A 14776-nucleotide genomic window follows, 5' to 3' on the forward strand; every position below is an offset into this window, starting at 1 on the left:
GGTGATCGATTCTTTTTGTATTTTAACTTATTGATATAGTGGTGTTTGTGTTTTTAAGCAGCTGGGTTTAGTTTCCTGAAAAGGCAGTATCTTGCCTGTAAATAAAAAATAGTTTACATATGACTCAACTAAGGGTGAAAACACTACTACATCCCTTATATCACGACCAACAAGAAGAATTAACTAATTTAATTGAAAACTATGACGAATTAACTACTTACCTTTTTAAAGGAACTAGAAACTCAATCAAAATTGCCACCTTATCAACCGGACAACGAGTTGCTATTAAATCCTTTAAAATCCCCAATATTTTTAATCAATATGTGTATAAGTTTTTTAGAAAACCAAAAGGACTGAGATCCTTTGAACATGCTGAAAGATTAAAAAAACTTGGAGTAGCTAATCCACAAGCTGTTGCGTACTTTGAATACAGTACAACCACAAGAATTCGAAATACCTTTTATATTTCTGTTTTGGTGGATGCCGAATTAACGTATCGCGATTTAATTACCCAAAAGAATTATCCCAATCGGGAAGTGATTTTGGAAGAATTCGTTCGATTTTCTTACGGTTTACATGAGAAAGGGATTAATTTTTTAGATCATTCACCAGGGAATACCCTGATTGAACAAAAAGAAAACGGAGCGTATAAATTTTATTTGGTAGATTTGAATCGAATGAAATTTGATCAAGTGATGTCATTTACGCATCGCATGAAAAACTTAGCACATCTAACAACCAATATTCAAGATATTGAAAAGATGGCCGAACACTATGCTCGATTGATCGGAAAAAACTCTAAAGAAGTTTTTATCCGTTTGTGGCTAGAAACCATTAAATTTCAATTTAGATTTTACAAGAAAAAAGATTTAAAGTTTAAAATTAAACGATTTTATTTTAGTTAAGAGAGAGGAGAGAAGAGAGAGGTCTTCTTTCCTCTCTCTTCTTTCCTCTCTCCAAATAAAAGAAATAAGATTATTTTTGTATCGTAAACATTAAGAGGATATGAAAAAAATAGCTTTTTATCTTTTAGGATGCATGACATTGCTTTTGTTTGTTGCTTGTAAGGATAAACCAACAGCCGCAATAGAACAAGTAACACAGCAATCGCTTATTACCTATGCAAAGGGATTTACCCTAGCTTCCTATGATGACTTTTACGTTGTGCGAATCACACAACCTTGGGTGGGTGCAAAAGAACAATTTACCTATGTCTTGAAGAGAGAACAAGCGCAAGTTCCTGACTCTTTGCTTCAATATACTCAAGTTCAAATTCCGATTCAAACAATAGCTTGTACTTCTACTACACATATTCCCGCTTTGGATGTGCTAGATAAAGTTTCTTCTCTTATTGGGTTTGCCGGATTAGATTATATCTCAACACAGTCTGTTCGAGATCGAATAGAACAAGGGAGTGTTCAAGAGCTAGGACAAAATGAAGCCTTGAATGTTGAAACGCTCATTGATTTACAACCAGATGTTTTGATGACTTTTGCTATGGATCATTCCAATAAAGCACTACAAACTATTGAACAAGCGGGAATTCCTGTTTTATACAATGGAGATTGGACAGAGCAAAATCCGCTGGGAAAGGCAGAATGGATTAAGTTGTTTGGCGTTTTATTTGATAGAGAAGCGGAAGCTAATCAATTTTTTAATCAAATAGTAAAGGATTATACTTTGACTTTACAAGTAGTAGAAAACATAGAAATTCAACCTACGGTATTGAGTGGTGTGATGTATGGAGATATATGGTACTTACCTGAAGGAAACAGTTGGGCAGGAATTTACTTTCAAGATGCACAAGCGAATTACCTTTGGAAGGAAACTCAAGGCACGGGAAGTTTATCCCTTTCTTTTGAACAAGTTTTGGAAAAAGCACAGCAAGCAGAATATTGGATCAATCCTGGGCATTATGAATCGCTAGCCGATTTAGATGCTGCTAATCCACATTACAAAGAGTTTGATGCATTTAAAAATAAAAGAGTGTACTCGTTCGCCTCTACAAAAGGATCTACCGGAGGTTCTCTTTTTTATGAACTTGGAGCACTGCGACCTGATTTGGTTTTGAAAGATTTAATTCACATCCTTCATCCAACGGTATTGCCCAATTATCAACCCTATTTTTATCGACAATTGAAATAAATGAAAGTAAAAAAATTGAGTTGGCTAGTGGGAATAGCGCTACTTCTCGCGTTGTTTATTTTAAATCTGTCTTGGGGAAGTGTGAAGATTCCCTATCTTTCTGTTTGGAATATTCTTACAGGACAGGAAGGAGAAAAACCTTCTTGGGAGTATATTGTATTGCACTATCGCTTACCCAAAGCTATTGCAGCCATACTTGTTGGAATTGCATTATCTGTTAGTGGAGCTTTGATGCAAACGCTTTTTCGAAATCCTATGGCGGAGTCTTATGTTTTAGGAATTAGTGCTGGTGCGGGATTGGGAGTAGCTCTTGTTCTACTAGGTGGTACAGTTGTTCCAGCAGTACTAACGTCTTATTTAACCTCAAATTACACGTTGCTTTTAGTTGCTATACTCGGCAGTTTTGTTTTGCTGTTGTTTATCTTAGCGGTGTCTAATAAGGTTAGAAATTCGATTACAGTGCTTCTTGTAGGACTAATGTTTGGCAGTTTTGCCAATGCCATAATAGCCTTATTAACCTATTTTAGTCAAGCAGATCAATTGAAAAAATACGTAGTTTGGATGGCGGGTAGTTTAGGAAATTTAACCCCAGAGATGCTTGTGCTTTTTGGTATTGTTGTAAGTATAGGAGTGCTCATGGCTTTGCTTTTGATTCGAAGATTAGATGCTTTGTTGTTGGGCGATGATTACGCTGTCTCTTTGGGAATAAACGTCAAGCAAACGAGAAATTGGTTGATTATTACAGCGAGTTTATTGGCTGGGGGAGCTACAGCTTTTGTCGGACCTATTGCTTTTATCGGTTTGGCAGTTCCTCATATCGTTCGAATGCTTTGGAAAAAAAACACCCACCGTACCTTGCTACTGGGTTGTATGTTTTTAGGGAGTATAATAATGCTGTTATGTGATATGTTAACGCAAATCGGCAGTAGTACGGTGTTGCCTATCAACGCAATTACAGCATTATTTGGTGCACCAATCGTGGTTGTTCTTCTCTTTAAATACCGCATTTTGTAGAAAGTAGAAAAATAGATAAAAACTAGGGCGAATGACTACTTTTAAATTATCTTTGCAAGTTGTAAATAGATAATATGAAGTTCGAATTATTACATACTGATGTTCAGTCACGTGCACGTGCTGGAAAAATTACTACGGATCACGGTGTAATTGAAACACCTATCTTTATGCCTGTTGGAACAGTTGCAACAGTAAAAGGAGTACATCAAAGAGAGTTAAAAGAGGAAATAAATCCCGATATTATTTTGGGAAATACCTATCACTTGTATTTACGTCCAAAAGTAGAAATTTTAAAGCAAGCAGGTGGTTTGCATAAATTTATGAATTGGGACCGCAATATCTTAACCGATAGTGGGGGATTCCAAGTGTATTCTCTCTCAGCTAATAGAAAAATCAAAGAAGAAGGAGTGAAGTTTAAATCTCACATTGACGGTTCATATCACTTTTTTTCTCCTGAGAATGTAATGGAAATCCAACGCGCAATCGGGGCAGATATTATCATGGCGTTTGATGAGTGTACACCTTATCCTTGCGATTATCGCTACGCGAAACGCTCTATGCACATGACGCACCGTTGGTTAGATCGCTGTGTGACACACTTTAATAAAACACCTGAACTTTACGGGTATTCACAAGCGTTATTTCCAATTGTACAGGGAAGTACATATAAAGATTTACGTCAACAATCAGCTGAGTACATTGCGAATGTTGGAGCAGAAGGAAATGCTATTGGAGGATTATCGGTAGGAGAACCCGCAGAAGAAATGTACGCAATGACTGATGTGGTAACTTCTATTTTACCTGTAGATAAACCTCGTTATTTAATGGGGGTAGGAACACCAATTAATATTTTAGAAAATATTGCCCTTGGAGTGGATATGTTTGACTGTGTAATGCCAACGCGAAACGCAAGAAACGGGATGTTATTTACAGCCAATGGTATCATTAATATTAAAAATAAAAAATGGGAGGATGATTTTTCTCCTATTGACGAAATGGGACATACTTGGGTAGATACAGAATACTCAAAAGCCTATTTACGCCACTTATTTGCTGCTAATGAATCACTAGGAAAGCAAATTGCATCAATTCACAACTTAGGTTTTTATATGTGGTTGGTACGCGAGGCGCGTCAACAAATCCTAGCAGGAACATTTGCTGCATGGAAAAATAAAATGGTAAAGCAGTTAGGAGAAAGATTGTAACAAGAAACAAAGGTCAAATAGCAAAAGTAGTTTACAGATGAAAATTATAGATTGGTATATTTTAAAGCGATATTTAGCCACTTTTTTTGTGATGCTCTTGCTGTTTGTACCTATTGGTATTGTTATTGACGTCTCGGAAAAAATCAATAAAATCCTCGAAAATAAAGTTCCCGTACAGGCAACAATAATGTATTACTTGGATTTTACGGTTTATTTCGCCAATATGTTGTTTCCTATATTTCTGTTTATTTCCATTATTTGGTTTACCTCCAAATTAGCAAATAACACAGAAATTGTGGCAATTTTGAGCTCGGGTATTTCCTTTACTCGTTTCTTACGCCCTTATTTAATTGGAGCAACATTAATCTCCCTATTAGCCCTGGCTATGTCGATGTATATCGTACCTAGAGCTAGTGCTGGTTATAATGATTTCCGATATAAATATCTCAAAAGAGATGAGGTTCGGGAAAGTCAAAATGTATTCAAACAGATTAATGCCAACGAGTTTATCTTCGTTAGTAATTTTAACTATGGTAACAATACAGGATATAATTTTACTTTAGAAGAGTTTGAAGAAAATACATTAGTTTCAAAAATAGAGGCAAAACGCATCGAATGGAACGCTGAAACAAAAATGTATACCTTGTATGACTATTTCAAACGATCAGTAGGAGAAGCTGGAGATAAGCTTGAATTTGCTGACGCCAAGGAATTGCAGTTAGAATTTGATATCGACGACCTAAGTCCTGTAGTTTATGCTGCAGAAACCATGACTTTAGGGCAACTAAAGCGATTTATTGAAAAAGAACGCATGCGCGGTTCATCAAATATCAATGTTCACTTAGTTGTACTATATAAGAAATACAGTGTACCTGTATCTGCCTTTATTTTGACCATTATTGCCGTATCCGTGTCTTCAATGAAGAGACGAGGAGGAATGGGAATTAACTTGGCTATCGGTATTGCGTTGGCCTTTATCTATGTTTTCTTTGATAAAATATTCAGTGTGTTAGCGGAAGCTTCTAGTATGTCACCTCTTGTGGCTGTTTGGATTCCCAATGTTACATTTTCAATTTTAGCTATATTTTTATTACGAAATGCTCGCAGATAACGTTAAAAGTCATTTGCTGTTGCACCTCATTGTTTTTGTATGGGGGTTTACAGCTATTCTAGGAAATTTAATTACGCTAGAAGCATTGCCATTGGTTTGGTATCGCATTGTCATTGCCGTGATTACTTTACTTATTTTGTTTGCCTTTAAACGACAAACACTTAAAGAAAGTAAAGGAAATATTATGAAGTTTTTAGCCGCAGGTGTAGTTATTGCATTGCATTGGCTAACTTTTTTCTGGGCAATTAAAATATCTAATGTATCGGTTACTTTAGCTTGTCTGTCGACAGGTGCATTCTTTACTTCTATTTTAGAACCTATTTTCTATAGAAGAAAAGTTATCGCTTACGAAGTTTTGTTCGGTTTTATGGTGGTATGTGCACTAGCGCTTATTTTTAGCGTGAGTATGGAATATATCCAAGGTATTATCTTGGCCCTAATTTCGGCGTGTTTATCAGCGATGTTTTCGATTATTAACGGAAAATTTGCCAAACAAGCATCAGCCTCTATCATCACATTCTATGAAATGGTCGGAGGAGTATTGATCTTGTCTTTGTATTTGTTGTTTAGCGGTGGGTTTACAGCAGAATTTTTTACCGTAGCAACTTCGGATTGGCTGTGGTTGTTAGTGTTGGGTACTTTTTGTACTGCTTTTGCTTTCATCGGCTCCGTTTATGTAATGAAGTATATTACGCCCTTTACCGTAATGCTTACCGTTAACCTTGAACCCGTATACGGAATCTTGTTAGCCATCCTTATTTTTAAAGACAGTGAGAAAATGAGCACCGAATTTTACATCGGAGCACTATTAATATTGAGTACAGTAGTATTAAATGCTATTGTTAAAAACAGGAAAAAGATAAAAGTTAGCGAAATATAGAGGTCTATATAGAGGAAAATTTTATCTTTGTGATTAGTAATTGAAACTAAAAATTATTCATAAATGGAATATTTAGATTTTGAGCTTCCTATTAAAGAACTTGAGGAGCAGTTAAAAAAATGTACGTTAATCGGGGAAGAATCTGATGTAGATGTATCAACAACTTGCTCACAGATCGAGAAAAAATTAGAAGAGACAAAGAAAGACATATATAAAAATTTGAGTCCTTGGCAACGCGTACAATTGTCGCGTCACCCAAATAGACCTTATACTGTTGATTATATTAAAGCGCTTTGTGGAGATACTTTTTTAGAGCTATTTGGCGATAGAAATGTAAAAGACGACAAAGCAATGATCGGTGGTTTAGGGAAAATTGGAGATCAAAGTTTTATGTTTGTTGGTCAGCAAAAGGGATTCAACACAAAGACTAGACAGTATAGAAACTTCGGAATGGCTAATCCAGAGGGATATAGAAAAGCTTTGCGTTTGATGCAAATGGCAGAGAAATTTAATATTCCAATCGTAACTTTAATTGATACTCCAGGTGCATATCCAGGATTAGAAGCTGAAGAAAGAGGTCAAGGAGAAGCAATTGCACGTAATATTTATGAAATGTTCCGCATTAAGGTTCCTATCATCTGTATTATTATCGGTGAAGGTGCTTCAGGTGGTGCTTTGGGTATTGGTGTAGGTGACCGTGTAACGATGTTGGAAAATACATGGTATTCGGTAATTTCACCAGAATCGTGTTCTTCAATCTTATGGAGAAGTTGGGAGTACAAAGAACAAGCTGCTGAAGCTTTGAAATTGACTTCATACGATATGAAAAAGAATAAATTAGTAGACGATATCATTGCAGAACCACTAGGTGGAGCACATTCAGATCGTGAAGCTACTTTTGAATCAGTGCGCAATTACATTGTAAAAACACACAAAGAACTTGCTAAAACACCATTAGATAAATTACTAGACCAACGCATGGAAAAGTATTTCGAAATGGGAGAATACAAAAGTTAAGTATAAAAAATACAATAAAAAAATCCGAGCATTGCTCGGATTTTTTGTGCTTTATTATTCCGCTAATCACATTTAAAAAGGTTATTTTTATTAAATGTAAAGGAAATACAAGAACAGTCTATTAAAAAAAGAGTTATTTTCGCACTATGGAAAAAGCAAAAGATATACGTACCTATTCCAGTTCTTTTACTAAAGATGTTATTGCTTTAGAAAAAGGAAAGTTACCGCCTCAAGTCACTGATTTTGAGGAGGCTGTTTTAGGTGCAATGATGATTGATAAGAAAGGAATCGACGAAGTAATTGACATTCTTCAACCAGATGCCTTTTACAAAGAAGGACATAAGTATATTTTTGAAGCTATCGATCAATTGTTTGTCGGAAATCAACCCATCGATTTACTAACTGTTTCAGCTCAATTGCGCAAAAATGCCAAATTAGATTTGGCTGGCGGTGATGCTTATTTGGTTAGCTTGACACAAAAGATCAGTTCTTCTGCACATATTGAATTTCACTCTCGTGTGATTCTTCAAAAATTTATCCAACGCAGTCTGATTCGTATTTCTAATGAAATTATCGAAGATGCTTATGATGAAACTACGGATGTTTTTGATTTGTTGGATAAAGCCGAAGCAAAACTGTACGAAGTTACACAAGGAAACATTAAGAAAAGTTCCGAAACGGCACAAAGCTTAGTAGCTCAGGCGAAAAAACGAATCGAAGAAATTAGTACCAAAGAGGGATTGAGCGGATTGCCAACTGGTTTTCACAAGTTAGATGAACTTACCTCAGGATGGCAACCCAGTGACTTGATCATTATTGCTGCACGTCCCGGGATGGGAAAAACGGCATTTGTATTGTCTATGGCGCGTAATATTGCCATTGAAGCAGGAGCAGGGGTCGCTTTTTTCTCCTTAGAGATGTCTTCCGTACAGTTGATTACGCGTTTGATTTCTTCTGAAACAGGTTTGTCTTCGGAGAAACTTCGTACCGGGAAATTGGAAAAACACGAATGGGAACAATTGAACGTTAAGGTAAAAGACCTAGAGCGTGCCCCGTTATTTATCGATGATACACCTTCATTGTCTATCTTTGATTTACGTGCAAAAGCAAGGCGTTTAGCCTCTCAATATGGTATTAAACTTATTGTTATTGACTATTTACAGCTGATGACAGCTGGAGGAAGTCAAAAAGGAGGAGGTAACCGTGAACAAGAGATTTCAACGATTTCTCGAAACTTAAAAGCACTAGCAAAAGAGTTAGATATTCCAGTAATTGCCTTATCTCAGCTATCGCGTGCAGTAGAGACTCGTGGTACATCGAAACGCCCTTTATTGTCGGATTTAAGGGAGTCTGGAGCTATTGAGCAAGATGCGGATATCGTGTCGTTTATCTATCGTCCGGAGTACTATAAAATTGAAGAATGGGATGATGAGTTCCGTTCGCCTACAGCAGGACAAGCAGAATTCATCGTTGCAAAACACAGAAATGGTGGACTAGATAATATTCGCCTGAAGTTCTTAGGTATGTACGGTAAGTTTGACAACTTAGATGAAGATGCTAGAATGGAAGGTTTTCCAGGAGGGGATGGAGTATATTCATCAGCAATTAATGAAGGAGGAGCTAATATGACGCAACATTTACCTCCAGCGAGAGATGTGTTTAATGATGATGATGTACCTTTTTAGTTAACTGTTAACGGTTTACAGTTTTTAGATTTGGTAAACAACGAACATAAACAAATAAAAAAGGCGAAAGAGTTATCTTTCGCCTTTTTTATTTGTTTATTCATCACTGCTCACTCAATCTTCGATTGGCAAATTCCCAGTTTAAATGAGGGAGGAGTGCTTTAATGTATTTTTCTTTGTCGTTTTTATAGGAAGCTAAATAAGCGTGCTCCCATAAGTCAATAACCAATAGCGGTTTTCCTAGTCGCAATGTAATTGGGTTTGTATTGTTTTCTGTCGTTAGCAAGGTGAGATTATTGCGGTGATCTGCAATAAGCCACAACCAACCAGAACCTTCAAACTCAACAGCCATTCTTGTAATTTCAGCTTTTAAATTGTTGTAAGAGCCAAAACTAGAAGTGATCATGGCAGATAACGTTGTATTTGGACTTGTTGTCGTTTCTTTACTTATCGATTGCCAAAAGAAATTATGGTTGTAATAAGCACTAGCGAGATGGTTGATTTCCACTTGTGCAGGCGTTACTTTAGTCAGGATACCCACAAGGCTATCTGTTACAAAAGGAGTGTTGTGGATGGCTGTATTTAAACGATTGGCATAGCTTAAATGTATTTCTCCATAGTGTAAAGCCATTTCCTCAGGTTTGAACAATTCACTCAGTTCTTCATATTGAAAAGCAAGAGGATTCATGTCAAAAGGACCTTGTTTCGTTTTGACCTTTTCTTGGCCTAACGCTGATTTTTTTTCAACAATAAAAGTTTCCCTTTTGGGAATTTCGACTTCAACGAGGTCATTTTTTTTGCCACAAGATGCCGCTAAAAAAGCCAGGAAGTAAAGAACTAGGTTTAACGACTTGATTCTTTTCATTTTTTGGTCAAAATTGTTTGGGCAATTCTAATATATTCTGCTTTAGCTTCTTCAGTGGATAAGTGACTAACTTGTGTCCATGCATTGAACTTAAACGCCTTTTTTAAATCGTGAGACATGTGTTCAAAGTCTTGATGACTTAAACCATTTGTCGCTTGTTTATAATAGGCATAAATCCGCAGCATTACATCTGGAGCTAAATTTCTAGCTTCTTTAGAAATTCGCTCATAAGCTTCTAAGAAGTCTTTATCTAGTTGCTCGTTCATTCCTATTTTTTTGCAATTATCGTTTTGTTACCGATCGCTTTTTGGTTGAGCACTACATCTACTTTTGTTCCAACTGGTAAGTATAGATCTACTCTAGATCCGAATTTAATAAATCCTGCATCAGTTCCTTGAATGGCTTGCATTCCAGGTTGTGCGTAGTTTACAATTCGCTTAGCTAGCGCACCTGCGATTTGGCGGTACATAACCTCTCCGTAAACAGGGTTGTCAATAACTACTGTTGTTCTTTCATTTTCTTCACTTGCCTTTGGATGCCAAGCGACAAGATATTTTCCTGCGTGATATTTGCTGTACTTAATTAATCCGCTTAATCCATAACGCGTAACGTGTACATTGATTGGCGACATAAAGATAGAAACCATCAAACGGTTATCTTTAAAATATTCAGGCTCATAAACTTCTTCGATCACAACAACTTTTCCATCCACAGGAGCTACAATAACTTGGTCATTGGGCTTAATTGATCTGTTTGGATTTCTAAAGAATTGCAACACTAAGATTAGCAGTGCTAGAATAATAGATGACAAAGTCATTCTTAACCAATCAATCGTTATGAAATAATCAAAAACTACAATAATGATTACAGCGACTACTAACGAGAAAAAAATAATTTTAGTTCCTTCTTTATGAAACATGACTTATAAAATTTGAAAAATTATATACAAAAAGGGTGAGATAAATAAGATGCTGTCTAAGCGATCTAGGATACCTCCATGCCCAGGCATGATAGTGCCACTATCTTTTACACCAGCTTCTCTTTTGAAATGCGATTCAACCAAATCACCAAGTGTTCCGAATAGCCCTACAAAAATAGCACTTGCAATCCAAATATACACATTTAATGAGGTAAAAAACTGATTTAATACTAGAGAAGCTATAATCGCGAATACAATACCACCTAGTAAGCCTTCGATAGTTTTCTTTGGTGATATACGTTCAAATAACTTGTGTTTACCAAATTTTTTACCAACAATATAAGCAAAAGTATCATTGGTCCATACTAAAATAAGAATGCCAATTACGATTTGTGGCTGATAACCTTCTGCTGTATAAGGGAGGTGTAAAAAAGCTAAAAAGGTTCCAATAACGTATCCCAAGAAGAGGATAACTTTGATTGGAAGACTTCGGTTGGGTTTTCGGGTGGTGAATAGTTCTGCCGTTATTGCTAAAAGTATCAAAAACGTTGCGATTACTAAAGCGTTAATAGGTAAGGGTACCACTGATTGAAATAGTGCTCCCACAGCTAATAAACTAATGCCTACGCAAAAGTATTTTGATAGTTGTATTAAGCGTGAGAATTCATATGCAGCTACAACCATGAAAAAACTAAAAAGTATTTTGAAGGTTAGCGCATCATATAAGGTTGCACTTATTAGTAGAACAATATATACAATTCCCGATATTGCTCTTTTAACGGTTTCAGACATAATTTAGAGATCTTCTAATAAAAGTAAATATAAGTTTTTAGGAGATCTGCCATAACTTAAGAAATCTTGATTGGCAGACGGTTTAAAACAGTTAATAGCCGTAATATTAGTAGGCAAAGAACTGCTGTACTTTCTTTTTATTTCGCGTAATCCATCACTTTTTGTTCGTGTAATTTGACTCGTTGCAGCGATAATAATTATGTTGTCTGGGATTTCGTGCGGTTTGTAATCTCTCAGCTGCTTTTCACAAAATAAAATAGCTCCATCATCTGCAATTAAACTTTCACAAGATGAAACAAAAAAAAGCGGTTGCTTTGAGTTGATATATTTAATATTATTTTCCCTTAAAAGTGAATGAAATTTGTTTTCATGTGTTAGGGCTTCTTTTTCAAACCAATCATTTTCCACTAATACATTGACAAAGGTCTCGTGTAATTCTGTTTGTGTATCACAATACAAGAACTTACCACCGTTATTCTTAAAATTAACAGTGAATAAGTCATCAACAGGCATAACAGTCTCTGGAAGATATTGGCTTTTTTGATCGCCGTTTTCTTCATTATTTTGTTTTGACATAAATCCGCTAATTAACTTCTTTAGAAAGCTCATAGGTTAAGTGTCGAAATAGATGGTTTGTATTATCTTCAAAGATAAAAAAAATCTTAACTTAAAAGGGTCTTTAAGTTAAGATTTTTATATGGTTTGTTATATTATGCTTGATTAAGCGATTGTTTCTTCGCTATCCGATTGAGGTTGAATTGTGTTTTCTACTGTTTCAACTGGTTCAAAAGGTCTTTTACCAAAGATATTTTCTAAATCTTGTTGGAAAATAACCTCTTTTTCACAAAGTAAATCGGCTAATTGAATTAATTTATCCTTGTGTTGAGTTAAAATGGTTTGAGCACGCTCATATTGACCTTCGATCAATTTCGAGATTTCTTCGTCAATTACCTTAGCTGTATCTTCTGAATAAGGTTTGCTAAAGTTGTACTCGTTCTGACCTGATGAATCGTAATAGGTGATGTTTCCAAGTCTGTCGTTTAATCCATAAACAGTAACCATCGCTCTTGCTTGTTTGGCTACTTTTTCAAGATCACTGAGTGCACCCGTTGAAATTTTGTCAAAGACAATTTTTTCAGCAGCACGTCCACCCATAGTAGCACACATTTCATCTAGCATTTGTTCTGTGCGGACAATTTGTCTTTCAGCAGGTAAATACCAAGCAGCTCCTAAACTTTGTCCACGCGGTACAATAGTAACTTTTACAAGTGGTGCTGCATGTTCACACATCCAACTTACAGTCGCATGACCTGCTTCGTGTATAGCGATAGCGTATTTCTCTTCTGGTGTAATGATTTTGTTTTTCTTTTCTAATCCACCTATAATACGGTCTACTGCATCCAAGAAATCTTGCATATCTACTTCTTTCTTGTCTTTACGAGCTGCAGTTAAAGCCGCTTCGTTACACACGTTTGCTATGTCAGCACCAGAGAACCCCGGTGTTTGTTTAGCTAAAAAGTCAATATCTAAATTGTCTACTCTTTTAATGTTGCGCAAGTGAACATTGAAAATAGCTTCTCTCTCTTTAACGTCCGGAAGGTCAACATAAATTTGTCTGTCAAAACGACCTGCACGTAGAAGGGCTTTATCCAAGATTTCTGCACGGTTAGTTGCTGCCAATACAATTACGTTAGTATGTGAACCGAAACCATCCATTTCTGTCAGTAGCTGGTTTAACGTGTTTTCTCTTTCGTCATTTGATCCAGAGAAATTACTTTTTCCTCGAGCTCTACCTACAGCATCAATCTCGTCAATAAAGATAATAGCTGGTGATTTTTCTTTTGCTTGTTTGAATAAGTCGCGTACACGTGATGCACCAACTCCAACGAACATTTCTACGAAATCAGAACCTGACAACGAGAAGAAAGGTACTTTTGCTTCGCCAGCAACTGCTTTAGCTAACAATGTTTTACCTGTTCCTGGAGGTCCTACCAAAAGAGCTCCTTTTGGTATTTTTCCACCAATTGATGTATATTTTTCAGGGTTCTTTAAGAACTCTACAATTTCTACAATTTCTTCTTTGGCCCCTTCTAATCCTGCCACATCACTAAAAGTAACTTTAATGTCGTTCTTTTCGTCGAAGAGTTTAGCTTTTGATTTTCCAATAGAGAAAATCTGTCCACCACCACCAGCACCACTGCCACCAGTCATTCTTCTCATCATGAATAACCAGAAACCAATGATAATGATAATTGGCAAGAAACTGATGAAATAATCACCCCAGTTACTCTCTGCTTCTGATTTGTATTCCAGAAGTTTACCCTCAACAGCAGCTTCATCCAATTTCTTTTGGAAAATTTCTGAGTTACCAATTTCTGTTACAAACTGAGGACCTGTACTTTCTTTACCTAAGATTGATTTTCGTTGTAATTCTTCAAAGTCTTTGCTCTGCAAAGCGTCTTTGGTCAAATAAATTTTAGCAACAGAACGATTAAATTCTACCTTTTCAACTTTACCTTCTTTCAGGTAATCGAAGAATTTAGACAGACTCAGTTGTTTGGAATCTCCAACACCGCTTCCGTTTGATAAAAAGTTTATAACCAATACAATAACCACAATGCTCGCGTACAATATCCACGGGCTAAATTTGGGTTTGTTTTGGTTTGGTTTTATGTTTCCCGCCATGAAGAATAAATTTTAAGGTTTAATATTGGCTGTTGATATTTGTAATCTTTGCGTCTCCCCACAAGCTCTCTAGGTTGTAAAATTCGCGAATTGATTTTTGGAATACGTGTACCACAACATTAACGTAGTCCATTAAAATCCATTCTGCATTTATTTCCCCCTCAACATGCCAAGGTTTGTCGTGTAATTCTTTTGATACAATTTTTTGAACTGAACCCGCGATCGCATTTACTTGCGTATTCGAGTTTCCATCACATATAATGAAGTAATCACAAGGTGTGTTATCTATTTCTCTTAAATCTAAAATTGTTGTGTTTTCCCCTTTTACAGCTTCAATTCCTTTGATAATATTAGCAATCAATTCGTCGTTGTTGATAGTTTTGTTTGTCATTTATTGATTTTATCTAAATTTCTTCAAGTTAACAAAAATATGTTTCCTAATTTTGGGTTCAAATATA

15 protein-coding genes are annotated in these 14776 nt (G+C 36.0%); 8 read left to right on the forward strand and 7 right to left on the reverse strand.

The features are described from left to right. Positions 1-119: 119 nt before the first annotated feature. The 8 genes from H4K33_RS03065 to dnaB all read left to right on the forward strand — a co-directional run bounded on the left by H4K33_RS03065 (position 120) and on the right by dnaB (position 9057). Complete coding sequence (locus tag H4K33_RS03065; RefSeq protein WP_182647034.1) at positions 120-905, forward strand: lipopolysaccharide kinase InaA family protein; 786 nt, start codon at positions 120-122, stop codon at positions 903-905. 100 nt (positions 906-1005) lie between these two features. Then, entirely contained in the window at positions 1006-2145 is a 1140-nt protein-coding gene (locus H4K33_RS03070) for an ABC transporter substrate-binding protein (RefSeq protein ID WP_182647035.1), read from the forward strand. Beyond that, positions 2146-3159: an iron ABC transporter permease gene (locus H4K33_RS03075; RefSeq protein ID WP_182647036.1), complete on the forward strand. Its 1014-nt coding sequence runs from the start codon at positions 2146-2148 to the stop codon at positions 3157-3159. It abuts the gene before it with no gap. 74 nt (positions 3160-3233) lie between these two features. Beyond that, positions 3234-4364 (forward strand): tRNA guanosine(34) transglycosylase Tgt, encoded by a 1131-nt coding sequence (tgt, locus tag H4K33_RS03080; protein WP_182647037.1) that lies wholly within the window; start codon positions 3234-3236, stop codon positions 4362-4364. Between the two features lie 37 nt (positions 4365-4401). Continuing rightward, positions 4402-5475 (forward strand): LptF/LptG family permease, encoded by a 1074-nt coding sequence (locus H4K33_RS03085; protein ID WP_182647038.1) that lies wholly within the window; start codon positions 4402-4404, stop codon positions 5473-5475. Continuing rightward, positions 5462-6355, forward strand: a complete 894-nt coding sequence (locus H4K33_RS03090; RefSeq protein ID WP_182647039.1) for a DMT family transporter — start codon at positions 5462-5464, stop codon at positions 6353-6355. Before H4K33_RS03085 ends, H4K33_RS03090 begins: the two co-directional genes overlap by 14 nt. Positions 6356-6418: 63 nt before the next feature. Then, complete coding sequence (locus H4K33_RS03095; protein WP_182647040.1) at positions 6419-7372, forward strand: acetyl-CoA carboxylase carboxyltransferase subunit alpha; 954 nt, start codon at positions 6419-6421, stop codon at positions 7370-7372. Positions 7373-7518: 146 nt separating this feature from the next. After that, positions 7519-9057, forward strand: a complete 1539-nt coding sequence (gene dnaB / locus H4K33_RS03100; protein WP_182647041.1) for a replicative DNA helicase — start codon at positions 7519-7521, stop codon at positions 9055-9057. A gap of 103 nt (positions 9058-9160) precedes the next feature. Here the strand turns inward: dnaB and H4K33_RS03105 are convergent, their stop codons facing one another. The 7 genes from H4K33_RS03105 to rsfS all read right to left on the reverse strand — a co-directional run bounded on the left by H4K33_RS03105 (position 9161) and on the right by rsfS (position 14709). Beyond that, positions 9161-9922: a superoxide dismutase gene (locus tag H4K33_RS03105; RefSeq protein WP_182647042.1), complete on the reverse strand. Its 762-nt coding sequence runs from the start codon at positions 9920-9922 to the stop codon at positions 9161-9163. Further along, complete coding sequence (locus H4K33_RS03110) at positions 9919-10188, reverse strand: acyl-CoA-binding protein (RefSeq protein WP_182647043.1); 270 nt, start codon at positions 10186-10188, stop codon at positions 9919-9921. Before H4K33_RS03110 ends, H4K33_RS03105 begins: the two co-directional genes overlap by 4 nt. A 2-nt stretch (positions 10189-10190) precedes the next feature. Beyond that, the gene (locus H4K33_RS03115) at positions 10191-10841 is read right to left on the reverse strand and encodes a phosphatidylserine decarboxylase family protein (protein ID WP_182647044.1); all 651 of its coding nucleotides are present in this window, start codon (positions 10839-10841) and stop codon (positions 10191-10193) included. A 3-nt stretch (positions 10842-10844) separates the two neighbouring features. Further along, on the reverse strand, positions 10845-11633 hold the full coding sequence (locus tag H4K33_RS03120; protein WP_182647045.1) for a phosphatidate cytidylyltransferase: 789 nt from the start codon (positions 11631-11633) through the stop codon (positions 10845-10847). Between the two features lie 3 nt (positions 11634-11636). Beyond that, positions 11637-12209, reverse strand: a complete 573-nt coding sequence (locus tag H4K33_RS03125) for a lactate utilization protein (protein WP_255493525.1) — start codon at positions 12207-12209, stop codon at positions 11637-11639. Positions 12210-12353: 144 nt separating this feature from the next. After that, complete coding sequence (gene ftsH / locus H4K33_RS03130) at positions 12354-14318, reverse strand: ATP-dependent zinc metalloprotease FtsH (RefSeq protein ID WP_182647047.1); 1965 nt, start codon at positions 14316-14318, stop codon at positions 12354-12356. Between the two features lie 19 nt (positions 14319-14337). Next, a complete protein-coding gene (rsfS, locus tag H4K33_RS03135) occupies positions 14338-14709 on the reverse strand; it encodes a ribosome silencing factor (protein WP_158961357.1) in 372 nt (123 codons plus the stop codon). Between the last annotated feature and the right edge of the window lie 67 nt (positions 14710-14776).

It is taken from the genome of Myroides sp. WP-1, assembly GCF_014145635.1.
In the GTDB taxonomy this organism is placed as follows: domain Bacteria; phylum Bacteroidota; class Bacteroidia; order Flavobacteriales; family Flavobacteriaceae; genus Flavobacterium.